Source organism: Luteimonas sp. 3794 (assembly GCF_031456825.1).
Lineage (GTDB): Bacteria > Pseudomonadota > Gammaproteobacteria > Xanthomonadales > Xanthomonadaceae > Luteimonas.
Map to the genome: position 1 here is coordinate 52579 of NZ_JAVDVJ010000009.1, position 21485 is coordinate 74063.

Here is a 21485-nt window from a genome sequence, read left to right on the forward strand (position 1 = left end):
ATTGAAATTAAAGCCATCCTTCGGGGTGGCTTTTTTCGTTCCCTACTTCCATCCCACCGTTGACTCTCCTGCTTGCGCACTCGAAACTTTCCAGCCACCAAGGAGGGCGGTATGCAGCAAGAATTCACAGTGGAAGTAATGGAAGAGCCGGCGGACTTCGACACTCTCTTGCGCGGGACGCGCTACCGGCTGTGTCGCGAGGGCGACAAACGTGCGGCGCACTTCCGTGCATCCGCGCCGGCGCAGACCTATGACAGGTTCGCCTCCTATCTGGATCAAGCCGAAGCAGAGAGGGAAAGCGGTAACCATGATCTGGCTTGGTCCCTCCTCGTAAGGGCTGTAGAGATCGCATCCTTTGAGCAGGGCAAGGCTGAAGGTGTGTTCTTGGCAGAAACGAAGCCGCTGAGCGATCACATGAGTGTCAGCGGGAAGGCTGGCGCCACAAAGCAGGCTGCAAGGAAGGTCAAGGCGACTCGAGAGATCTTGGATGCAGTGCTTGAGCGGCATGCCAGTACGCCGTTTGCTTCTGAAACCGAGCTCCGCGAGGCCATGCGCCTTGCAGGCCGCAAGACAGGCTACTTCGTCTTCAACGAGTTGAGCGACGGAAGCTACAAGACACTTCGCGCGAACCCTGAGGTCGCACCTATTCTTGATCATCTCGCTGGGATCGTCGGGGGCCTCAACGGCCCCCGACACCCGGTCAAACGTCCTCGCCGTGACGATCTTTGGCGAACCGTGTCAATCCAAACGTCCGGGCCTTCCCGGGAGCCTGGAAGCGAATGAAGTTGTCGATCTTCGTCAGGTAGCGAACAGCGCGAGTCAAGTAGTCCCACATCTGGTCGTCGCTGCGCGACAAAGTTCCAACGCCGCAGCGAACGTAGGCTTCCTTGCGCTTGTTGCAGTTGAAGAAGAACCCCTTCCCCCGGGTCGTCACCTCCTTCCACTGAGCGCCCAGTGCATCGGCGATAACAATGTCCTGGCGGACCTTCTGTCCATCGAAGAAGATGGCGAAATGGAAGTGGAAGCCCTTCTCGCATCCAAATTCCATCTTCCAGATGTAGCCGATCAGGTGCTGAGAGAAAGGACCGGTACGGAGGTACTTCAGGAAGGCGTCTCGATGGACTTGCGCGTCCTTGAAGGTGATCGCTTGAGGGTGCATTCCCTCACGCGGACCGTAGAGGGAGTAGTACTCAAGGTCCAGCCGGATGGCCAAGACCTTCGAGTGCTTAGTCCGGAGCGCCTCCAGAAGACCGCTAGCGCTACGTGCATTCGCACGCTCGCAACGCCGAAGGTTGCTCAAGCGGCGCTGGACAGCAGGACCCTTGCCCAAGCGACGGATCTGGGCGACTGCCCGATTGAACTGCTCAACCTGATCCAGGTGCAGCCGATCCCCTCCGTACCAGAGGTGCTTGGCGTACCGCTTGAAGACGGTGTACAGCGGATTGCACCGCCGCTCACTGAAGCGACGGTCGATCTCATGGAAGTCGGCCTTCGCGCAGATCAGGAAACTGGCGCCCAACGGGGTCGCGCGGATGTGGGGCCTCCCCCGCTCCACAACGATCTTCCAGAGCGGCCCCTTGGTACGGAGCACCTCGCCGACAACGTCCACGATCCGCTTGAGATCGTGGGTGCAGCTAAGCTCGTGGGTGACCACACGCGTGCCATCTTCCGCAGTCGCGATGGTCCAGTCGGACAGTGTGGTGATGCTCTCGCTCATGTCTAGTTGCCTCTTTCGTTACTTGATAACTAACAACGTTCATTCCTACGACGATGACCCGATCGAATCGATCGAATTCATCAGCATTCGTGGACTTCACGTCAGGAATAAGGTGGGGTATCAGGCTCGCGAAGCCTGGCGAGTTAGCGTCGCGACCCCTCCCGTTCCTCAGAGAGGCTGAGAAGAAATTCATTGATCTCGTGCTCGTAGAACCGAGTCGACCGACCGATTCGAACCGGCTTAGGCATGCTCGGCTGATAGCGAGCTGATCTGCTGTCGAGCAACTCGTACAACGTTGACCGACCGATGCTGAGGCGCGCCAGCACCTGCCGGATAGACAGCATCTGAACAGAGAGACGTTCAGTGTTTTCCACGGGTTTTTCCCAAGCGACGAATCTTGGGAGAACCGTAAAGATCGCCTCTGGCCGAGGCCACGAGCAGCGGCCGCTGTAAAAATTTACACCGGCTCCGGGCTTTGTCCCCATCCAAAAATCAATGGCTTAGATGACTGGGGGAGCTAGCCTTTGAGGCATGCGGAGCTAGCTTCGACCCGCCGCTCTCCCGAGCGGCGGGTCTAGCGGACAAGGGGCTGCAACTATTCGCGTTGCTTGGTTGCTCGATCGATGATCAATCGGACGGCGATGATTGCCAGGCTGGCTACAAGCTGCTCCAAATGGAAGAAGCCTTTCGGTTGAAACACGCTGAACCTCCGTGTGCGGCCTTCGCCGCATTGCGAGAGCACCTGCCCTCGGGAAGGTGATATGCGTTTGAAAACGGTTTCAATCGACGGGCAATCGTCCACAGCTCATCCGGCCACTTATGATCGCGCTGGGGAGGGACCGGAGCGGATGCCGGCCCTTGGTCTCATCGCCAAGATGGCAGGGGAAAGAAATGAAGCGTCTTTTAATTGGCTGCGTTGTCGCAGCCGTGCTGAGCGGGTGTGCGTCTTCCAGCGTGGTTGTCGGAACGGTCCGCGCGCCAATCGATCCGGCGCAGGTGCAGCTCTATGTCGAGCCGCCCGCGCACTACGAGAACGTGGCACTCCTACAGGCAAGTAGCGAAGCGTCGTTTGCGCTGACTCAGCAGCAAAAGAGCAACAAGACGATCGACCGGATGAAGCAGGAGGCTGCCGACTTGGGCGCCAACGGGATCCTGCTGCAGGGCATCGGCAAGGAATACGCCGGCAGCGTCGGATCAGGGTATGCATGGGGAAACCGCGGATCCGCCTGGGGCTTAGGCTCTAGTGCAGCGACCTACAATCAAGCAGGCACGGGCATGGCGATTTACGTCTATCCGGCTTCCGTGATGCCCACCCCGCCGCCTGCACTTGGAGGGCGCGGCGCGATCGAGGCTCCGCAGGCCCAGGCGCCCGCACCCTCAGTCCAGCCGGACCAGCCCGCTATTCCGCAGGCAGACCAGCCCACCGCCCAGCCCCAGCAGGCCGCGCCGCAGTCGTCCAGCCAGATGCGATGGAAGCCGCGCGGCACCTGATTGGCAGCACCGCCTTTCGACGACCGTCTACTTATCGGGTGCATCAGCGCAGAGTCGACTGACAGCGCCGATGTCCAAAGGCCGTTCGACATCCCGAATTTGTTAGCTGCAGTGCCGTCGGACTTTGGCGGTATGGATAGGCGATGTACCAGGCCATCTGCTAACAGCTAAGCAAGTCACACAAATTTTACGGAGCAAGGCATGGACGAGACCTCTCTGAATTTCGGCGCGGCACCGCGATACACCGCTTCACCGGGTGACAGCCCCGAGCGACTTGAGACCGAGATCATCACAGGTTTGATCAAAGCGCATCGGGCAGGCGAGTCGAGCCTGAGCGCTCTGTGCGCGGGGGCCGCCACTACCCCTGGGATCTGGCAGAACGTGATCTCCGGTTTACAGGCGAAGGGGCTCTCTGTAGAGACCACCAATCCCACGGAGCCTGGTGTTTTTATGCTTACGGTGAGTGACCCGAGCGACCGATTTCCAGCGCCTCCGATCTCGTACGGTTAGCGCGCACCGCCATCCTTCGCCCCTCTCGTCCGTCAAGGTCGGTTGCCGCGTCGGTTGACTGCCATACGCCGAACCGGGTTTCCCTGACATCTAGCTGACGGGAAGGCCCATGCAGGTTCACCTCGCAACATGAGCATCGTGTACCCACAGCACGTGCGCGCGTCCCGCCGTCTCTTCCTCCTTGGTAGTTGGGTGGCGGCAGGTTCGCAGGTTCGTCCGGCGCACGCTGCTTCTCTCAGAGGGAGTCCGCACGTGATCGTCATTAAGGAATCCGGCAACGGCCGATACGAGGTCTATGCGGAAGACCATCACTGGGAGGCCTTTCCGGGTCCATTGGGAGCGATCCTCACCGCTGAGGGCCTAGCGAAGCGCCTCGCGCCGGCGTGCGGCGGCGAGGTCACCATCGAGACGCCGTGGGGCAGTAAACAGGTGCGCGCGTCGGTCTAGGTGTCGCAGGGCTCGTCGTCGCGCTGGATCAGTGCGGTTTGGTGGCCACGCCAATCCCCACGGACTCCATCTTACGGAGCACTTTCCGCAAGCCGTCGTGATAGTCGGCAAGCGCCCGGTGGGCAATCAGGTACTCCGCGCCGTAGATGTCTTCCTTGCGATTTCGATCGATCAGGGAGACCGCACGCGTCTCAAACCACAGACGCAAGGCGCCGAGTTCGGCGTCGACGTCAACGTAGCCGAGGCCTTCGCAAAAATGTTGATAGGCCTTCGGCGATGACAGCTCCGGCCCATCGTCCCAAGCTGGAAGCGGCGCCGCTACCGGGGGCAACGCGTCGTTCTTGGCGCCCCTCGTCTCGAACAGGGCGAGCAGTTCGCTCTCGAAGTTGGAGAGGCCTTTTAGAACCTCGTAGTGCACCAGCACCGGGTCTCGCGTGCCGATCATGCGCGCGCCGGCAGCGTTCGTCGAACGAACCCATAGCTCCATCAGCACGCATCCGATCGAAGCATCGATTCCGCCCCACGCGATCGCGACGATTTCTGTGGGGTCCGTGGCATCTGGTGTTTCCGAAGTCATGCCGCCTCGCGATGTTCGTAGTAGGGGTGTCGCTTGTCGTCGAAGATCGCGTACAGCGCGGCGAGGTTGCTCGGGTCTGGATTGAGCCAGGCGTCGAGGTGCTCGGGCTTGATGTTGATGATGGTCCGGTCGTGGCCAGCGGCGGCTACCTCGGGTTCGGGCTCGTCGGTGATCGCGGCGAACGACAGCAGATCCGGCTCAACGCCTTTCGGGTCAATCCAGTGCGACCACAGGCAGGCGATCAGCATGGGCTCGCCGGTACGCGGTACGAACTCGAGCACGCGGTTGCGGCCGTCGATCTCCACGTTCTCATAGAAGCGCTCCGCCACCATCACACCGTGCCGCACGCCGAATTGGCCGCGCCAGAACCCTTCAAGGTTGTCGCGCCTGGCGTTGTACGTGCCCGGATATTTCACGTCGTAGTCGGCAGGCTTGCCCGCCGGCCGGCACTGGTAGCGCATCGGCTTCACCACACGCTGTCCGCCCTCCGAGACCATCACCGGACAGTAGATGCCTGGGAAGACGCGTGCGTCGGATGGCTTGAATTCGGTGCGCTTCAGCGAAGCCATTCGCGCCTTCGCCGCGTCGACCTTCTTGGTGCCGATGCGCACATCCTCTTGCGCCTTCTTTGTGACCTTGGTCTCCAGCTTTCGCTCGGCATCGGCCACCCGCTTTCGCTGGGCGAACATCTCCTGCTCAAGTTGCGCGATCGCCTCGGCATCCGCCGCGCGCAGGCTGGCCTGCAGCTCCGGCGGCCCGATCTCCATCAGCTCCCGAATCAGCGCGCGCGGCGCCTTCGCCATCGGGTTCAGGCCACGATCCCACCAAAATGTCTTCACGTAAGCGTCGACGTCCATCACCACGCCGGGGAAGTGGCGCTTGAATGCCTTGAACTCGGCGTACACCTGGGCGGAATAGCACATGGGTCGGGTCCTATCGATCGGCAGCGGCAGCGTAAGCCCGCCTGGGTGGCGTCGCAGTCAATTCGATCTCAGCAATGGAGGCGAGGCAGATCAGTGACGCGGGTCGTGTAATTAGGCGAGAGCAGGTTCTGCCGCATTCCCCACTCGGGGCGTTCCTTCCAGCCCGTAGCGCCTAGACCAGCAACGCCACGGCCGAACTTACGGTTGATGCCATCCAGGGTGGCCATTAGTTGCGCATTGCCCGCGACAGCAGGAGTGAACAGGTCGCCTTGGCGGTCCTCCGGGCGAGACAGGTCCGTCAGGGTTACGCCGGCCTTCTTGTAGCCGATGCCTGCCTTCAGCATTCCGCGGAACAGTTGCCGAACGATAGAAAGGATCAGTCGCGAGTCGTCCGTAGCGGCTGGCATGTTGATCATTCGGCTAGGCGCGTGCTGCGGAAGCTCAGCACGGAATCTGTCGCTCAGCGCGAAGATGCCCACGGCGCCGGCCACTAGGCCATCCCGGCGTAGCTTCTCGCAAGCCCGCACCGCGAAGGTAGCCAAAGCTTGAGCAACGGCCTCGTGGTCCTCAACGCGGTCGGCGAATGAGCGGCTGACCATGATCTGCTGTTTGTCGGGCGCAACTTCCTCCAGCTCGATACATGCATTGCCCTGCAGTTCGCGCTGCGTGCGAGCTAGCGTCACCCCGAACTCCCCGAGGATGGTGTCGGAGGGAGCGTCTCGCAGTTGGGCAGCGGTGGTGATCCCCATGTTGGCCAGGCGCAGCCCCCACCGCCCCCCTACCCCCCACAGATCGGTTGTGGGAAACGTGGCCAATACGCTTGCGCGGACTGAGGTGTCTGTGAGATCCACGACGCCTGCCCCTGACTTCGCAGCCTTGTTGGCAGCTTTGGCCAGAGTTTTGGTCGGCCCGATCCCGATGCAATTCGGTATGCCAGTCCAGCGATGCACCTTGATGCGCAGTCGATGGGCGAAAGCTTCGCGATCGCAGATCCCGGTCATGTCCAGGAACGACTCGTCGATGCTGTAGACCTCGACCCGCGGCGCCTCATCTCGGAGGATGCCCACGACGCGCGCGCTGATGTCGCCATACAGCGCGAAATTGGCCGAGCGCATCTGGAGTCCATGGTGCTTCACGAGGTGCTTCAGTTCGTGGGCGGGCTGGCCCATCTTGATGCCCAGTGCCTTCGCCTCGGCCGTTCGCGCAATCGCGCATCCGTCGTTGTTCGACAGCACCACGAGAGGCGCACCGCGCAAGCGCGGCTGAAAGATACGCTCGCAGCTCGCATAGAAGTTGTTGCCGTCGACGAGGGCGAACACAGTCAGGCGACCAGCGGCACGATGCGGTGCGCACCATCGAAGACGGGCGCGCGGAGGATGCGGTATGCGTCCCGGTCGAACTGTCCGGTGCTGCCGCGGATGCGACGGGCCGCAGTGAGCGTGGTTGCACTGCCCAGGTACTGCCAGTCGCGCACGACGTGGTACTGGCGCATGTCGGTGCCACGCTCCTCCAAGGCGATGGCGCCATTGAAGGGCCACGCGGCCACCTGGCGATCTTCCAACACCAGACGCAGGCGCTCCTCGTGCTCGCCGACCGTCTCGCCGCCATGACACGCGCCGGCGCACTGCTTGAGCATTGCCCGGAAGCACGGACGGCCCGGCGTGCCGCGCTCGATGCCGAGCAGCGTGTAGCAGAGCCGGTTCTCGTCAGCGAGGCGGCGCAGCGCGGTCATAGCTGCGCGCGGGCTGGAATGTAGGCCGTACAGAACCGGCGCTCGAGCCGGGTCAATTTCAGCGGAGTTCACCACGGTCACTTTTCCGAGGTGCAGCGCGATCGAGAATTGGCGTGTTGTGCGGCGGAGCTTGCGGTTGTAGAGCGGATGGGTGGCTTTGATCATCTGCGCTTCGAGAAGCTGGGCGCCGATGTCGCCCGCCGTGCGGATGTGACTGATGCGGCGAGACTGCCGCAGGAGCCTGGCCTCTTCGGGCGTACGGAAGTGGTCCATGACTCGCCCGCGGATATCGATCGACTTGCCGATGTAGAGCGGGAGCACGTCATCCTCAGGCCCCATGAACGTGTAGACGCCCGGCGCGCGCGGCAGCGCGTCGATCTCAGGGCGCAGGTGCTCTGGGTACTCGTAGAGTGCGGCGGCTTCCCGCCTGCGATCACGGACGGGCCGCACGGGGCACCGATGCACGCTTTACCTGGCGCGCAATGCTGACGACCACGAACACCTCCACCTCAGTGGTGGCCTCGATGATGATCGGAGGCACTTCCGGATTGGCCGAGTGCAGCTCGATATGGTGCTCGCAGATGCGGAGGATCTTGCAGGCTGGCTGGTTGCCTTCCCAGGCCGCCATGACCAAGCTGCCACTCTGCGGGGTGATCGATCGGTCGACCACAAGCAGGTCGCCATCGAGGATCCCAGCGCGCGCCATCGAGTGCCCGGCAGCTTTGTAGATGTATGTGGCCAACGGGTTCCGCACGAGAAGCTTGTTGAGGTCCAGTTCGTCCTCAAGAAAGTCTTCGGCCGGCGATGGAAATCCGAGCATCGCGGGGACCGCGCCCAGCGGGAGATACAACGGCGGCGAGTCGACAGCGGCGTAGCCCGCGAACGACGCGGGGAAATCGATCAGGGTGAACATGGAAAGGCTCCAGCGACGGTGCGCAAGGTGCCGTTACGCCGTCTCGCGGGATGAGACTAGGGCTTACTCTCAAAGGGCACATGAGCTTCAACCCGACATCGCGTTCCAACGCTATCGCTCCGCCTACGCCCAGCGCATGCTGCTGTTCACCTGTAGGCTTTCGCGCCGGGGGCTATACCCAGAGGACTAGCCGTGGAAGATGCAGCGCAAGAGCGTTACGTGTTCTTGCGGTTCGCCGAGGCGGACGCAAGCGAGGCGCTCAACCTCGTGCTGGAAGCGAAGACCGAAAGCCGGCCCCTCATCCAACGCACTCTTCTTCAAGTTTCTGTTCTTGCGTACATGCGTCCGTTTCGCTGGGCCAACTCTCGCTTCAGACAGTCAGATGGATCGCGGCCTTACAGGATCCGATTGGAAAAGCTCGCATATGTCGCGGAGGAGCATCTCGAGCTTCACGAGATGCTCGAGTCGTATCGCGACTCTGCCTATGCCCACACTGATCTGAAGGTGAGGCACCCCACGCTGCGCTTCTGGGAGGGGCATCGCTGGGAATTCCCCATCGCGTTCAAGCCAGTTGACCGCGCTCCGCTGAATCTGCGAATTCCAGCGCTCCAGAGGCTTTTCTCCTCGCTTCAGAGCCAAATTGAGGATGAAATTCAAGCTTGTGAGACCTCGTTCAAGAGTCAATACGGTGCTTCAGCGCTCGTAGATGGTCTCGATCCTTAGGCGTAGGTAGGCAGTGGCCGACGCCGTCGCAGCCCGTGCGACCGACGCGGGGATGATGGCCGGCATGCCTTCCAGACAAGCCACCAAAGCCGCCCTCCGCCGCTCTCGAGAGCCAAGGGTGATTCCACCCGCCGGCCTAGCCGAAATGCCATCGCTCGGTGATTCGGTCTACAACGACCGGGGCTGGCGCAACCCGCTACGCGGCGAGCACTTCGATCGGTCGTTGTGGGAGGCCTACAGAATCCGCGCCGACTCAGCGCCTGCGCTAGCCAGCGTGCGGCTCGTTGACGACGGGACCTTCGAAGTGAGCAGCAGCGCAGCCTTCGCCAAGGTGGCCGACCCGCAGGCAGCCTTCGAGCTGGCGGCGGGGTGGGCAATGGCGTCCTTGGATCGCTAGCTCGTACACTCGCTCAAACGCCTTTTCTGCACGGAGTTCAGGTCGATGCGCGCCTTAACGCTTGCGTTTGTCGTTCTGGCTTCGTCTGCTAGCGCGACCACGCCTTCGCTCTGGATCTACTCCTACACGAGCCTCGACGGCTTGCGAACTTACGTGAGCCGTCCGCCTCACCCCCATCTCGTTCAAGGCGAGGTGCGGATGATCCCGAACATGAAGGCCGCAGCGCAGTACCCGGTCGTGCAGACGCGGCCGCGCGCTGAATTTCGTGGTTACTCCTGCACCTCCGACTGCTCAGGCCATCATGCGGGCTATGAATGGGCCCGCACGCGCGGAATCAGCTACAACGGCTCCTGCAGCGGAAATTCTCAGTCCTTCATTGAGGGTTGCTGGGCATGGGTCGAAGAGCAGGCCCAGCGGTAGGGTGCCTAGATTTGCTCCCTAGCTTCCGCATGACGATCCCTGCATCACCGCGTAGAGCACCAACTCGCCGCTAGGAGCGAGAGGGAGCGCCGCCTCCTGTGAAGCCTTTAGCCGCTGTACGATCTTGGCAATTGATCACATGGACGTTGACATGGGAATCCTGCGCATCTTCAAGCGATTGGCGGCCTTCCCGGACTCGAAGCGCCTCAACGAGCGTTGGTGGCACCGTCTGGCCAACGTCGGTTTCGTCGGGCTACTCCTAGCGTTGCCTCTCACGATCTTCAAGATGGTGGTCCTCGACCAGCGAGCACAGTGCTTTCGGCACAGAGTCGAAATGGATCTAGCCGGCCATACCTCCACCTGGGACTGCAAATCCGGCCTGATCGAGTTCGCAACTGCCGCCCCTGACTGGCACAAGGAGTGGCTGCTCGGGCTCCTCATCATCTTCGTACTCCCGCTGCTCGTGTACTCGCTCGCTTACCGCGTCGCGCTGTACGTGGGCATGGGCGATCGCTGGAAGGCGTCATGACTCAGGCCCAGATTTGGACGGCTGTGCTCTCGGTTCTCGGCAGCTCGATCGGCGCTTTCGTAGCGGTGAAGCTGGCCTACGGCAAATTTCGCAGCGAGCGCCTCTGGGATGCGCGCTATCACCAATTCACAGAGATCCTAAACGTCGTCCACCAGATCGAAGCGGCCGCAGATTTTCGCTTAGCGATGCTTTCGCACGAGCCAACTCGTGTCGACGGATCGGGTTCGGATTCCGCAAGTCGGGCGGAACTTGAACGGTTTACCGCCATCGCCGGACTACTGCATGACAACGAATTCTGCGCACGCATTAACGAGCTGGACTACCGCCTTTGGCAACGTGATCGCGCCCTTGTAGACGACCTTCGCGGCGAGGTAGACGAGCTCATGCGGGAGACCGCGCAGCGATTTCATGCCAACGAGGTTAGGAACTTGGCGATCGCGGCACGACACGATTTACAGGACATCGCTCGGGCTTCCATCGGTACAAGTAGAGTGCCGCGGTGGCTGGTCCGCCTCTGGAATGTCGTTGCACGCCTCTTCCTAAGAAGCGGCAGCGGCCGCAGATGGCCAGATGATCCTCAGGCTTAACCAGGCGATCTCCGAGCGCGGGCCTCACTGCCCCAAGCTGTGCTCGTAGCCAGGCGCGCGCAGCAGCAGGATCTGGAACTCCGCACACATCTGAAGCTTGTCCTGCAGCGTTATGAGTTCGTCTGGATCCTGTCCCACCATGTCGCGGCGCAGCTCGCGGTTCTTCCATTTCAAGGGTTCGACCATGGAGCTTTCAAACCGCCAGCCGCCGTCATGGACATAGGCGTTACGCATGTGCCGCGCCATTAGCAGCGCGGGTGCGTTGGCGAGCTCATCTTTCCGCCGGTTGCGAATCGCGAAGCCCCAGGTGTCATGGATAGACGAGATCACCATCTGTCGAGCGACTTGCTTGACGACCCGATCAGCCCAGGGAGTCAGGTCACGGCATTGAAAGATGAACCGATAAGACGTCCCAGAGCTGTCAAATGGCAGGAAGGTGATCGCGTCTTCCCTTACGTGAAGGGTGTGCACCGCTCCAGGCTGCTCCGGTTCTGCCATGAGCCGATAGCCCGCGAGCGCGTGGAAAAGAATCTGGCGGCTCAGGCTTAGCGCAGCCATCGTGCGGTCCAGATCCTCCTGCTCAGTCATGCCGCGTGCCAATCCAGGCCCGGCGGGCCGACGTCGGTATGCTAGCCGAAGCCCAACAAACCGTAATATCTCGCAGCGCCAGGCGCGCGGCCGACCCTTGCGGCACCATCTTCGCCGCACCGCCTGCGCTGGTCCGCTGAGTCTCACCCCACGCGACAACCGTCCAGCAACCTTCAGCCCTCACAGAGGAGGTGGGGAATGAACTGGAGCATGGTTCTACTAAGAGGGGCACGGCTGCCGGCGCTGGGGGTCTTTGTCGCGCTGGTGATCATGTGGGCGGCCGGCAACATGCAGGCCACGCCACTCGGCGCTGAGGTCTTCGAACCCTTCCGCTGGGCGGGCTTGGCCGCTATGAGCTTCGCTGCTCTGTCCTACAGCCACTTCATGTACCGCCTGATCCGCTGGCAGCGCAATGAAGGCGACCAGGGGTGCGACCGCTGCGGTGGCCCAACAGGCTTCCTGCAGACAGGGCGTGTGATCCGCGGAAACCAACTCTCGGACTTCCGGCGCTGTTACAACTGCGGACGCGCATCGCCGCAGGAGTGATCCCGATGGACATTTTTGAAGTGGAGTTCCCTTTCCATCGTCCACGGCGTGGCCCATTTCCGTGGAAGCCAGGATCGCGAATGATGACCTGCTTGGCGGAGTTCCAGAGTCATCTGGAAGCGGACGGCATGGGACGCATGTTGTTGAATCGCGTTAGCGTCCATAAGCCGGGCACCTACCCAGAGCGTACGTTCTACACGCGAACCTGGGTGGATCCCGATGGAAATGAGTTCGGAAAGCCGGACTTGAAGATCACCGCCAGCTATCGGTTCAAGCGTCTCTGCTCCGGTTACGGGAGGCTTTTTCGACTCAGCACTCAGGACCACTACTACGGACTTCCGGCAATGAAGATCCCTTGGCTGTGCTCTGAATGCGTTTGCGATGTAGATGTAGAAGATGACGACGCCACTGTTTAGTGAGACCGAAGCGGCGGAACGCTTGGGAATCAGCAAAGCGACCCTTGCGCGCGAGCGCATTGCTGGCCGTGTCTGCCCCATCAGAATTGGGACACGCATCATCCGATACACAGACGAGATCATTGACGAGTATTTGCAGCAGTGTCGTACCCCTGCGAACTGCGGCGACGGTAAAGCTATTCGGGTAGCTAGGTCAGCGACCAACAGCCGTTCCGCCGCCAGCATCAAACAAACCTTGTCTCGCAGTGACGCGCACCTGCTGGCACTCAGAACGTTTCGCAAAGGCCGTTGATAGCGTGATTCGACGATGAGCACGATCTGGCAGCCGGACCACCGCACTCGGGGGGCGCGGCGGCGATTGCGTCTGATGTCCCCTGCCAAGAGGCGATGAGGTGAAGTAACTGAGTGAAAACCCCGCTCGGCTGCCCTGCTCTCCTAGCGCTCACACATGCTTGTCAGCGGAATTGCCGCACCTCATGCTCTGAGCCCACCAACCGAGAAACATGCATGGACGCCGGAATGACCATCTCATTAGGAGGTGGCGACAACGCCGCCGCTTGGGCGCAAGCGTTTATGTCCGCCGCTGCTGTTCTTGTAGCGGGCCTGCTTCCTTGGTGGCAGAGGTACGTGGAGAGCCGGAGAAGAACCCGCGCGATGGTCGAGCTGATCAGCTACTCAACCTTCCCGGCGACACGCCTTCTTGAGTACTTCGAAGGCAAGCACCAAGGGAGCGTGCTGACGGCGTCTGCACTCAGGCACGTTTCCAACACCTACGACTCAATCGGATATCTCGACATACCGAGCCCCACCTTGGCCGTCCAAGTACAAACCGCTGCCGCGTCGGTAAGAACTATGCTTTTGCTCACCGAGACATTCATCGCCGGGAAAGAAACAGATCAACGCCACGCTGCGGCTATGGTCAGGCGCCAATTGGAAGTCCTTGAACAGGCCAAGAAGAACGCAGTTAGGGAGACCAAGGTCGAGCCCCGTTTCGGTGCCCGTATTTTCTGTCGGAGACGATCCCGTCTAACTGGCTTGGGCTTATGCCGCTCGCCTCCGCTCGGCAGGTGCCCACCGCGCCAGGTCTTCCAGCGCCTTGTCGGGCCAACGTACGCCTTGAGCTTGGCAATCGCCGCACTGAATTCTTTAGCGGCAGGTCGCCAACTCATCCAAAGGGTGATAGAACAAAGATCCCGCCAAGCGGGAGACAAAAAGGAGGTGCCCTTTGACCAAGCTTTTGAACTCCCCCACCTCGGCCGCGCGTAGCGGTGCTACGCCCGGATAGCTGGCCTGACGGGGATAACCAAAGAACGCAACTGTGTCGGAGGCGGTGCCTCTTGGCCTCGAGCGGTGCTCGACGCTACGCAGGGTCTAGAGGGCCAGCACCGCTGAGTGCCGACGTACGCGGCACGAAGGCGACCCGAGAGCCTAGGCTGCGTTCGCCTCCTGACTGCAGGCTACCCTCTCTTCTTAGGGGAGGGCGGCAACTTCGGCTTGATGAGCCCACCTTTTACGGAGCGCGTTGGAGGCGGAACTGGGCGCTGCTGAACACCAGACTGACCACCGCCCGGAGGCCTTGGGCCTGAATCTTTGGAACTACTCATCGCTGTCGTCTCTGGACCCAAAGGGATTTAACGGATGATCCTCCTTGATAGTCCTCGTCGGTGGCGGTTCAGGGGGGGATCGCGGACCTTCGTCATCGCGCTTATCAGGCAAATCAGGGCTCATGAGATAGAAGTCATCAGTTCGTGTTCCACGATGCTACTACCGAAATGGTCCCGGAAACGAAGCACATCGGCAGCGAATACACGGCGTAGGAAATACTGTGGTGCAGGCGCTGGGAACGCAGCGTGTTGACCTCTGCGTTCATCGAAGCGCACTTGATAAAATACTCACGGACGGCCGCGTCCATCTCCTGCTCTGCCACATTCGATGCCGTCGTATAGAACGAACCAAGCTCTTGCCAGTACTTTTCAATCTTGCGAGCTGTCGGCAAACACTCATAGTCATGCCCCCACAACGCTCGTACGTAGTGAAAGCAACTTGCGACGAAGAGCGCGACGTTCACAACGTAGCAAACCAAAAAGATCGCGAACCATGCTGTCCCGGCGGCTTCATCAGTTACTGCCTTGAGTAGTATGTAGGCATTCGCTGTTCCGAGCACCGTCAGCACCGCGAGCTCGAGCTGTAGTCGTGAGTCTATTTTATTTCGTGCTTCTTGCTCGCGGTGATCCATCCTCTCGTAAAGCGCCAACAGGTCCCCTGAGTTCATCTCTGCTCTTACCTGCGGAATTTTTGGTGAATGGAAGTCTAGAGTCGCGCATTCTGCCTCTATCCTCATAGCCTCTGCTTTGCGGCGCTCAGTTGCCTCCGGGCGTGAACCTGAGCGCGGCACGGGTTCGACCTTACAAGCCTCGCAAGCGCAAAGTTGACGACAGCAGCGATCAAAGCTAGCTCTTCTTTCGCTGAGCTTCCCATCGATCCTGCTCGGTCACTGAGAGTTCGCTGGGATTGCCAACCCTGCCGATCGGATCCAACCTGGCCGCTTCCTCGTGAGCCCACACCAGCCATGACCGGCGCTCTTCGTCTAAGCCTTCCGCGGACTCAGTGGATCGGCAGAGTTCGCGAATTAGCCGTGCATCCTCATGAGCGCGTGCCGCCAGGATCAGCCGCTCCAGGCGGATTGTCTCTTCCTGTTTCAGACGTGCGGCCTGTCGTTCGGCCTCCTGCTTCTGCTCGTGTCTCAAGTGTTCTCTGGCCCGTTCTTCCTTCGCCTCTCGATCGCGAGCGCAACGCTCTAGAAGCGCAGTCGCGGTGTCGGCGATCTTGCTCTCCAAAGGCTTTTTCGGACTGTCACGCAACGCTGAAACACTGGACTCGTAGCTACCTCTCCGGATGGCCAGCTTTCCATTACCAGTCAGCCTCTGCTCTCTTGATAGCCAGGAATACTCTGATGGAACGAAGCTCTGATCACGGCTCTCAAGCATGTTGATTTCGATTGAGCCGCCCAGCGCATGCAGCCGCGTCTCGGAGGCAGTCACCTCCCACCTTCCGCCTCGTTCCTCAGTAGCCCGGATGATCGCGTCAAAGATCAGCAGTGCCCGTTCGAGGCTCGTCTTCGACACGCGCAGATCGAGCGCAACCTCGTTGCGTGGCTTGATCAGAAGCCCTTTGTCCTCCGATGCCTTCCTCAGCACCCGGTGCGTCGTCCGAACGATCGGCTTGCACTTCGACAGGTCTACCGCGACTTCAATCGAAGATTGAGACTCAGGAACAGGAAGTGCGGGATCCCTTGGGGGCGGCGGGTCGAAGTAGACCGTATCCAACCAAGCTTCTCTAACCTGCGGCAATTTGGGCTTTCGATCGCGGCTCTTCGCCTCGCGCGCCCAGTGCCCCTGCTTCGGCAACGGTACGCCGTGCTTCCTGCAGGCCTTGGCAACCGCCACGTCGGAGACACCAAACCTTGCTCCGACCTTGCCGAGCGAATCTGACCACACTAGACGGAAGAGATCCGTTCGACTGATAGAGGTCATTGCCATCGCCGACCGCCCTAAGCGCTGTTGGTCTTTAAGGGTACTAGCTGACTGGAGAAGCCCCAAAGAGCGGAAGTTGACAGATCACGGCGGCGCGGCCTGAGCGGCCTGAGCGGCCTGCTTGGCTTCTGCCTCAGCTCTCCTCCGCAACTCTTTCGTAGCGTGCGTCGAGTAAATCAACGCCATGCGGTAGATAGACAAAGCAGCGGCCAAGGCGGACATCAGGGAATATGCAAGGAAGAAGAATCCAACGGCACGAAACCCCTTTGCGACCGCAATAAACACGAAATTGGCCCAAGGAGCCAAAGAGCCCTCCGGCGCCATCGAAAGCACCGCAGACATGATCCTCGCCCCACCCACGAAGGCAATTGCTAGCGCCACAGCTTGGATGACGATGAAATGGAAGAACGACGTAGCGATGTTGGTTAGGGTGGACTGCTTGCCCTCCACCCGAATCTGACCAAATCGAAGCTTAAAGCTGTCATCTCCCAGAGATAGCAGCAGGGCAAATGCCGCAATGGAAAAGCCCAAGACGGCGGGTATAACCGTCGCACTCAGATCCCACCAGTTGCCATTCCACCAGTAGGGAGCACATAGCAGTGTCAGCACCCAAGCTGCCAGGAAAAATGGGGACGTGATCAAGCAACTCCAACCGCCATACCGCTTCCAGTAGCCCGAAAGTTCGCTTCGGACCCCTTTGCAATTCTCACGTAGCTTATCGATCACACCCCCTCCCTTCACCTCGTTCTGAACTTCATTGCCGCCGTCTGCGCAACGCGCTTGAAGGCATCCCAATACGTTTCGCTTTCCGGATAGAAATCACCCCTCTCGGCAAATGGCTTGCCGCTTTTCGTCGACTTCTCCGTTGGGCTGCCTTGAATGTCGTGCCCTTTAGCTTCGACATAGCCGTTGTCCGCTGCAATCGCCACAAGCGTCTGGGTCTTCTCGTTGAGATCCAGGTACTTACTTCTTTCAGCCACCAACTCTACGTTCAACTGATCCGCATTTTGATCACCAAGAGACTCCTCGAACTCCGCTAGATCCGCCAAATCGTAATCTCCGGGGTTCGGTTTTACTGCGTGGATGATCAATCGCCTGATCTTTTTCCAAGCCAGAATCTTTGAAACGGCCTCTCTATCTGGGAGAACAGTAACCTTCGGAACTCCAAACTGCTCAACCAAATCAGCATCCATGAAAAGATCTGAGAGGTACTTCGCCATCAGCTTCGGCGAAATCCCCCCCTTTCTTGCTGTGGTCACGAAGAAGATCTTGTGAGAAGCGACGTCAAAGTAGAACGAGCAGCGTCTAAGGTTCGGCCTCAAGTGCTCTGGGATGTCGCTTAACTCATCGTCAGAAGCACTGTCTTCGGTCTCAAGATTGATCCAAGGCAACGATGGATCAAGGTGCGAGAACGTTGAGATCTCTCCTTCAAGTGCGTGTGAGACCCCATCGCGCTTCAGTGCCTTGAACTGAGTCATGAGCGCATGGCGATCCCCATGGATGCGCACCCGCTTCTTCAGCTTGTAGGCATCCCGGAAAAGTTTTTCGTATTGCCCCGGCGGGTGCGGATGAAGCACCACATTGACGCCACCGATTTCAAATACCTGCTGCATCCTGTCCCCCTTCGGACTCACGTGTCTCAGCGCTTCGAGCGCTGTGCACGGGATCATCAGGGATCGCTATCAGCCACAACAGACCTGTTCAGCCCTAGTGGCTGTAGGACTTTTCCTACAGCCAGATCGGGGTTACGGCAATGTTGCATCATCTGAGTCGCACCATAAGCGACTGGGCCATCGTTTCTTCAGAACAATGACCAGGCCATAGAGCAAGAGCGGCGGATACAGCGGTAGGATTAGAGCCTAATCAGAGAAGCCAGCATGGCCCGTCCGGTTCGAATCGTCTTTCTCGTAATGCTCGTCGCGCTCTTGGCGGGCTGCAAGCTCGGCGACCCGAACGCGAAGGCCGAGTACGGAGAGTCTTCGGGTCTTCCCAAGAACTGTCGAGCCATCGTCCAAGCGAACGTCGACGGCTACCGGTCAGGCCAATACACAGCAGACGAAGTGGTCAGCTCTTTGGAGCGCAACTGCGGTGCTAACGGTCACTCGTGGGGGCACCAGTAGCGAACTGGTTAGCGGCCTTGCGCAGACACAGCCGCGGGAACGATCGAGCGCGCAATGATCTGCTCGACTACTTCGGGCGTCAGGCCGGGGTTCTCCTGGATCATCAACCGCCCGAGAGACTGGCTGTCGACCCCCCTGCTTAGCAGGTTCAGCGCAGCAGCCGTCAGCGTGCCTGTGACGGGATCGATATAAGCGCCTGCACCCATCATCGTGCCCACCAGCCCGCGTTCTGCAGAGCCTGAGGTGGGCGGTTCCTTCATCAATTGACCGATGCGAGCGAGGTCTCCGATGTTGCCACGCCGTCCAGATGCCATTGCCTCTTTGCCTGCCCTTGTCGACGAGACCGCACCCAGAACCTGAGCGGGCGGGATCTGCCCCTCGGACGCCTTGGCGACAAGAGGCGTCAATGATTTTCGGCTGCCGTACTCGCGTCGCAGTTCGCGCCAAAGCAATGCGTCTTCAGCCGAGATCGACTGGTCCATCGCCTTCCGCACAGCGGACTGCACGTTGCCCAGGAAGTGAGCGGAAGTGCCACCGTTCTTGATGATGTTGTTCAGTTGCGCATCGAAGGCTTGATAGGCGCGTCCTGGAACGACCACACCATTCGGACCTGTCGTGGCCTGAGAGTAGAGCGCATCAATCGCTGCATCGACTTCGCTCTGGATCTGAGCGCCAGCCATCTTGGAGTTCGTGCCGATGTTGCCGAGACTGCGAACGAGCTGGTCGTCGACCTTCATGGCATTACGCTCGGTCAGCGCGTCGAAGAGCGCGGACTGTCGATCGCGAGCCTGAGCGTAGACATCCGGCCCGATGTTGTCCGCGTCCTCCCCGATCTCTCGCGCGAGTTGTCGGTTGAACTGGCGAACCTGACCTTCGTAGCGACCCTGCGCACCGGTAAACGGAACGCTGCGGAGCATCGACTGAGTCCACTTGAGGAACCGGCTATCGCTGAGCTGCGCCGGTGTCAGATTGATTCCCATATCAGACGCCTGACGGGCCAACTCCTTGCGCTGGGCAGGGACGCTGCCACTGAGCGCGCCTGAGACTGCCGCGGGCGCTCCGACGCGCACCATGGACGGACCTAGCGCCCCAGCAAGGCCTGCGGCGAGCTGCTGGCCCTGTGTGCCGCCCTGCTCCCGTGTGATCGAGGATGCAGCCGATCCAGTTGCAGTGCCGGCCACTTGGAGGCCTGGCTGAGCGCTTAGTAGCTCCGCTAAGCGATTGACCGGCGCCTTGGGCGTCTCTGCCAAGCGAGCGAGCTGGTTAGTGCTGGCCGTGGCCGTCGCAGAGCGCCCCATGCCCACCAAAGCATTCAGACCGCCACCGACACCGAGGGATAGGCCGGTGCCAGTCAGCGCCTCGCCGACGTCGCCCAGTACGCGCTCACGAGCGTTCTGCGGAGTCGGCAGGCCGATCTGGTCTGCAACACGCGCACCGGCATCCCGGTATGACTGCGGCTGCACATCACGGCCAGTGATTGCGCGCTCGATGGGCGTTGCGATGTAGGCATTGAAGGCGTCGCCGCCGATCGCGCCTAAGAGTGACCCCGCGCCTTGTACGACCGACCGCGCACCCAGCCCGTAGCCGCGCCGCTCGGCACCACCTTCTCGCAGCGGGTCGATCAGTTGGTCGAACGCCGACTCGCGCGTTCCCCCCTCGATATCGATCTCGAGCGGATCGTCGTCCCAAGGCGTGGCGGATCGACCGCTGAAAGATTGCAGTGCAGCTTGGTTCGGCGCCGTACTAGCCGCGCTGACGATCGGGTCGTTGTCCCAGGGGTTGGCCATCAGCGCTTCCTCCGACGCGATCCATCAGGTGCGATGAACAGGGTTCCGCTTGGCAGCGCCTCGTAATCAGCAGCGCCCGAGATGCGGACAGGCGGCGCGTCCTGAGCCTGTCCCGCCACCCCTGCCTGCTGATCTGCGTACTTTTCATTTAATTCGCGAATGGTCCTCAACGAGGCCAGACGAGTTGGCACAGGGAGCTGATCATTAGCCAGATCGCCTGCCATCTCCTTGTAGAGCTGCACGTCCTTATCGGACTGCGGCCCCTGCATGCGAGGCATCTTGGATGTGAGTTGCCCTGCAATGGTCCGAAGCCCGGCGGTGTTCTGCGCGCCGGGCGTGGACACACCGAAGAATCCTGCCGCTCTATCCGTCGCAGCACCCGCCCCGCTGCCAGTGGCGCCGCCGAGCAACTTCTCAGCCGCGTCAAGAAGGTCGAGCGTTCCAGTTGCATCGCGCGAGCGGGTTGCGTCGAGAGCAGCGGTTTCCGCATCGGCTTTGACAGCAGCCTCTTGGCGGGTTCGTTCCACCGCGCCCTGCGTCTCAATCTCCTGCTGACGAGGCATGAAGCCGAGCTCTGTGCCCAGCTTGGCCGCCTCCGTGGCGGCCGCCTGCTCTTCGGGTGCTCGACTCACGCCGAGAGCTGGATTCGCGCCTCTGAACTGAGCAGGCGTGAGATTACGCGTCGGCAGCTCGTAAGCATCGGCTGCACCGTTGTTAGCCATGTCCGCCTGGATGAGCTCCCAGTCGCCTGGCGAGAGGTTTTCGCCAATACGTGCGGGACCATTCGGCGTGTTGTACAGCCCAGGAGCGGGCGCTTGGCTGCCCGGAGCTGCAGCACCCGGAGCGCTCGGAGCACCACCGAACGGCACGAACTCTCCCGTCTGCTCGTCGTAGATCTCAAGTACGCCAGACCGCGGATTGGTGCGCCGCAGACGCTTGCGTCCGTCTGCACCTTCGATTTCATCGAAGCCGTAGCCTCCGGTGGCAGGACGCGCTCGAGTTCCCGCGAGCACGCCAAGCGCTTGTTCTCGATCGCCCTCAGGCACCTGATTGAGCAGCCACTCTGCATAGCGCTGCTGAGAAGGCGCTTCTCCGTTGGCTCCGGAGTAGGCCTGCACGATCGACTGCGCCGTCCCGTCGATGAGCTGCTTCGTCTCCGGCGTGTACTCCGTGGGAAAGCCCTGCATGCCCATGGCGGGGAACTCCGCCGCCATCCGCTGATACAGCATGGGCCGAGCCTGCTCCGGCACGGAGATCAGCATCTTGGACATGTTGACCATCGTGCGGCTCCGACGGTCGTCGTCGTACTCGAGTCCCTTGTTGAGTGCGAAGCCGGCCTCGGGATCCGTTGCGATTGCCTTCTGCACAAGGCCCTGCCGTTGCTCGGCGGGAGCACCGTAGGCTTGCCCAGCGAGCTCAGCCAGCATGTTGCGACGCTGCTCGCCGTCCTTGACCAGGCGCTGCTGCGTACCGATCTGTTGGCCACGCTGGAACGACCCGACGATATCGAAGTTCTTCAGCTCAGCCAT

23 protein-coding genes are annotated in these 21485 nt (G+C 60.7%); 10 read left to right on the top strand and 13 right to left on the bottom strand.

Going from position 1 to position 21485, the window contains the following annotated elements; all coding sequences use genetic code 11:
- Positions 1-111 precede the first annotated feature (111 nt).
- Positions 112-783: a hypothetical protein gene (locus tag J2X52_RS12670; protein WP_310153861.1), complete on the top strand. Its 672-nt coding sequence runs from the start codon at positions 112-114 to the stop codon at positions 781-783.
- Here the strand turns inward: J2X52_RS12670 and J2X52_RS12675 are convergent.
- Entirely contained in the window at positions 701-1717 is a 1017-nt protein-coding gene (locus J2X52_RS12675; RefSeq protein WP_310153865.1) for an inovirus-type Gp2 protein, read from the bottom strand. The genes J2X52_RS12670 and J2X52_RS12675 overlap by 83 nt on opposite strands.
- A gap of 891 nt (positions 1718-2608) precedes the next feature.
- Between J2X52_RS12675 and J2X52_RS12680 the strand changes: the two genes are divergently transcribed.
- Both J2X52_RS12680 and J2X52_RS12685 read left to right on the top strand, forming a co-directional pair.
- The gene (locus J2X52_RS12680) at positions 2609-3208 is read left to right on the top strand and encodes a hypothetical protein (protein ID WP_310153868.1); all 600 of its coding nucleotides are present in this window, start codon (positions 2609-2611) and stop codon (positions 3206-3208) included.
- 762 nt (positions 3209-3970) lie between these two features.
- Positions 3971-4165: a hypothetical protein gene (locus J2X52_RS12685; protein ID WP_310153871.1), complete on the top strand. Its 195-nt coding sequence runs from the start codon at positions 3971-3973 to the stop codon at positions 4163-4165.
- 28 nt (positions 4166-4193) lie between these two features.
- On the opposite strand, the gene J2X52_RS12690 is transcribed toward J2X52_RS12685, so the two are convergent.
- From J2X52_RS12690 to umuD, 5 genes are all read right to left on the bottom strand, one after another.
- Positions 4194-4742 carry a hypothetical protein gene (locus J2X52_RS12690; RefSeq protein ID WP_310153874.1) on the bottom strand — a complete coding sequence of 183 codons (549 nt, stop codon included), beginning with the start codon at positions 4740-4742 and terminating at the stop codon, positions 4194-4196.
- On the bottom strand, positions 4739-5665 hold the full coding sequence (locus J2X52_RS12695) for an SOS response-associated peptidase family protein (RefSeq protein WP_310153877.1): 927 nt from the start codon (positions 5663-5665) through the stop codon (positions 4739-4741). Before J2X52_RS12695 ends, J2X52_RS12690 begins: the two co-directional genes overlap by 4 nt.
- A gap of 68 nt (positions 5666-5733) precedes the next feature.
- Positions 5734-6984: a Y-family DNA polymerase gene (locus J2X52_RS12700; RefSeq protein WP_310153880.1), complete on the bottom strand. Its 1251-nt coding sequence runs from the start codon at positions 6982-6984 to the stop codon at positions 5734-5736.
- 2 nt (positions 6985-6986) lie between these two features.
- Positions 6987-7847, bottom strand: a complete 861-nt coding sequence (gene cho, locus J2X52_RS12705; RefSeq protein ID WP_310153882.1) for an excinuclease Cho — start codon at positions 7845-7847, stop codon at positions 6987-6989.
- On the bottom strand, positions 7831-8310 hold the full coding sequence (gene umuD / locus J2X52_RS12710; RefSeq protein ID WP_310153885.1) for a translesion error-prone DNA polymerase V autoproteolytic subunit: 480 nt from the start codon (positions 8308-8310) through the stop codon (positions 7831-7833). The genes cho and umuD overlap by 17 nt, the downstream gene beginning before the upstream one ends.
- Before the next feature lie 192 nt (positions 8311-8502).
- On the opposite strand from umuD, the gene J2X52_RS12715 reads away from it, so the two are divergent.
- The 4 genes from J2X52_RS12715 to J2X52_RS12730 all read left to right on the top strand — a co-directional run bounded on the left by J2X52_RS12715 (position 8503) and on the right by J2X52_RS12730 (position 10966).
- Positions 8503-9033, top strand: a complete 531-nt coding sequence (locus tag J2X52_RS12715) for a hypothetical protein (RefSeq protein ID WP_310153887.1) — start codon at positions 8503-8505, stop codon at positions 9031-9033.
- A 118-nt stretch (positions 9034-9151) separates the two neighbouring features.
- Complete coding sequence (locus tag J2X52_RS12720) at positions 9152-9430, top strand: hypothetical protein (protein WP_310153890.1); 279 nt, start codon at positions 9152-9154, stop codon at positions 9428-9430.
- Positions 9431-10001: 571 nt separating this feature from the next.
- Complete coding sequence (locus J2X52_RS12725; protein WP_310153894.1) at positions 10002-10379, top strand: hypothetical protein; 378 nt, start codon at positions 10002-10004, stop codon at positions 10377-10379.
- Positions 10376-10966, top strand: coding sequence for a hypothetical protein (locus J2X52_RS12730; RefSeq protein ID WP_310153896.1), 591 nt, complete (start codon positions 10376-10378; stop codon positions 10964-10966). The genes J2X52_RS12725 and J2X52_RS12730 overlap by 4 nt, the downstream gene beginning before the upstream one ends.
- 24 nt (positions 10967-10990) lie before the next feature.
- Here J2X52_RS12730 and J2X52_RS12735 read toward each other — a convergent pair whose 3' ends face one another.
- On the bottom strand, positions 10991-11554 hold the full coding sequence (locus J2X52_RS12735; protein ID WP_310153901.1) for a hypothetical protein: 564 nt from the start codon (positions 11552-11554) through the stop codon (positions 10991-10993).
- A gap of 198 nt (positions 11555-11752) precedes the next feature.
- Between J2X52_RS12735 and J2X52_RS12740 the strand changes: the two genes are divergently transcribed.
- From J2X52_RS12740 to J2X52_RS12750, 3 genes are read left to right on the top strand one after another with little or no spacing between them, the layout of a single operon-like run.
- Positions 11753-12100, top strand: a complete 348-nt coding sequence (locus tag J2X52_RS12740; protein ID WP_310153903.1) for a hypothetical protein — start codon at positions 11753-11755, stop codon at positions 12098-12100.
- Positions 12101-12105: 5 nt separating this feature from the next.
- Positions 12106-12516, top strand: a complete 411-nt coding sequence (locus J2X52_RS12745) for a hypothetical protein (protein ID WP_310153906.1) — start codon at positions 12106-12108, stop codon at positions 12514-12516.
- Positions 12497-12808: a helix-turn-helix domain-containing protein gene (locus tag J2X52_RS12750; RefSeq protein ID WP_310153908.1), complete on the top strand. Its 312-nt coding sequence runs from the start codon at positions 12497-12499 to the stop codon at positions 12806-12808. Before J2X52_RS12745 ends, J2X52_RS12750 begins: the two co-directional genes overlap by 20 nt.
- A 1449-nt stretch (positions 12809-14257) precedes the next feature.
- Here J2X52_RS12750 and J2X52_RS12755 read toward each other — a convergent pair.
- From J2X52_RS12755 to J2X52_RS12780, 6 genes are all read right to left on the bottom strand, one after another.
- The gene (locus J2X52_RS12755) at positions 14258-14788 is read right to left on the bottom strand and encodes a hypothetical protein (protein WP_310153911.1); all 531 of its coding nucleotides are present in this window, start codon (positions 14786-14788) and stop codon (positions 14258-14260) included.
- A gap of 178 nt (positions 14789-14966) precedes the next feature.
- Positions 14967-16049 carry a hypothetical protein gene (locus J2X52_RS12760; protein ID WP_310153914.1) on the bottom strand — a complete coding sequence of 361 codons (1083 nt, stop codon included), beginning with the start codon at positions 16047-16049 and terminating at the stop codon, positions 14967-14969.
- 84 nt (positions 16050-16133) lie between these two features.
- Positions 16134-16691, bottom strand: coding sequence for a hypothetical protein (locus tag J2X52_RS12765; RefSeq protein WP_310153917.1), 558 nt, complete (start codon positions 16689-16691; stop codon positions 16134-16136).
- 95 nt (positions 16692-16786) lie between these two features.
- Entirely contained in the window at positions 16787-17662 is an 876-nt protein-coding gene (locus J2X52_RS12770; protein WP_310153919.1) for a DUF4747 family protein, read from the bottom strand.
- A gap of 515 nt (positions 17663-18177) precedes the next feature.
- Positions 18178-19956 carry a hypothetical protein gene (locus J2X52_RS12775; protein WP_310153922.1) on the bottom strand — a complete coding sequence of 593 codons (1779 nt, stop codon included), beginning with the start codon at positions 19954-19956 and terminating at the stop codon, positions 18178-18180.
- On the bottom strand, positions 19956-21485 hold the full coding sequence (locus tag J2X52_RS12780; protein WP_310153925.1) for a hypothetical protein: 1530 nt from the start codon (positions 21483-21485) through the stop codon (positions 19956-19958). Before J2X52_RS12780 ends, J2X52_RS12775 begins: the two co-directional genes overlap by 1 nt.

What these genes read in the sequence shown, in the direction of transcription:
- J2X52_RS12670 (WP_310153861.1), top strand. Translation starts at nt 112, where the DNA reads ATGCAGCAAGAATTCACAGTGGAAGTAATGGAAGAGCCGGCGGACTTC.
- J2X52_RS12675 (WP_310153865.1), bottom strand. Translation starts at nt 1,717, where the DNA reads ATGAGCGAGAGCATCACCACACTGTCCGACTGGACCATCGCGACTGCG.
- J2X52_RS12680 (WP_310153868.1), top strand. Translation starts at nt 2,609, where the DNA reads ATGAAGCGTCTTTTAATTGGCTGCGTTGTCGCAGCCGTGCTGAGCGGG.
- J2X52_RS12690 (WP_310153874.1), bottom strand. Translation starts at nt 4,742, where the DNA reads ATGACTTCGGAAACACCAGATGCCACGGACCCCACAGAAATCGTCGCG.
- J2X52_RS12695 (WP_310153877.1), bottom strand. Translation starts at nt 5,665, where the DNA reads ATGTGCTATTCCGCCCAGGTGTACGCCGAGTTCAAGGCATTCAAGCGC.
- umuD (WP_310153885.1), bottom strand. Translation starts at nt 8,310, where the DNA reads ATGTTCACCCTGATCGATTTCCCCGCGTCGTTCGCGGGCTACGCCGCT.
- J2X52_RS12725 (WP_310153894.1), top strand. Translation starts at nt 10,002, where the DNA reads ATGGGAATCCTGCGCATCTTCAAGCGATTGGCGGCCTTCCCGGACTCG.
- J2X52_RS12730 (WP_310153896.1), top strand. Translation starts at nt 10,376, where the DNA reads ATGACTCAGGCCCAGATTTGGACGGCTGTGCTCTCGGTTCTCGGCAGC.
- J2X52_RS12735 (WP_310153901.1), bottom strand. Translation starts at nt 11,554, where the DNA reads ATGACTGAGCAGGAGGATCTGGACCGCACGATGGCTGCGCTAAGCCTG.
- J2X52_RS12740 (WP_310153903.1), top strand. Translation starts at nt 11,753, where the DNA reads ATGAACTGGAGCATGGTTCTACTAAGAGGGGCACGGCTGCCGGCGCTG.
- J2X52_RS12745 (WP_310153906.1), top strand. Translation starts at nt 12,106, where the DNA reads ATGGACATTTTTGAAGTGGAGTTCCCTTTCCATCGTCCACGGCGTGGC.
- J2X52_RS12750 (WP_310153908.1), top strand. Translation starts at nt 12,497, where the DNA reads ATGACGACGCCACTGTTTAGTGAGACCGAAGCGGCGGAACGCTTGGGA.
- J2X52_RS12755 (WP_310153911.1), bottom strand. Translation starts at nt 14,788, where the DNA reads ATGAACTCAGGGGACCTGTTGGCGCTTTACGAGAGGATGGATCACCGC.
- J2X52_RS12760 (WP_310153914.1), bottom strand. Translation starts at nt 16,049, where the DNA reads ATGACCTCTATCAGTCGAACGGATCTCTTCCGTCTAGTGTGGTCAGAT.
- J2X52_RS12770 (WP_310153919.1), bottom strand. Translation starts at nt 17,662, where the DNA reads ATGCAGCAGGTATTTGAAATCGGTGGCGTCAATGTGGTGCTTCATCCG.
- J2X52_RS12775 (WP_310153922.1), bottom strand. Translation starts at nt 19,956, where the DNA reads ATGGCCAACCCCTGGGACAACGACCCGATCGTCAGCGCGGCTAGTACG.
- J2X52_RS12780 (WP_310153925.1), bottom strand. Translation starts at nt 21,485, where the DNA reads ATGGCTGAGCTGAAGAACTTCGATATCGTCGGGTCGTTCCAGCGTGGC.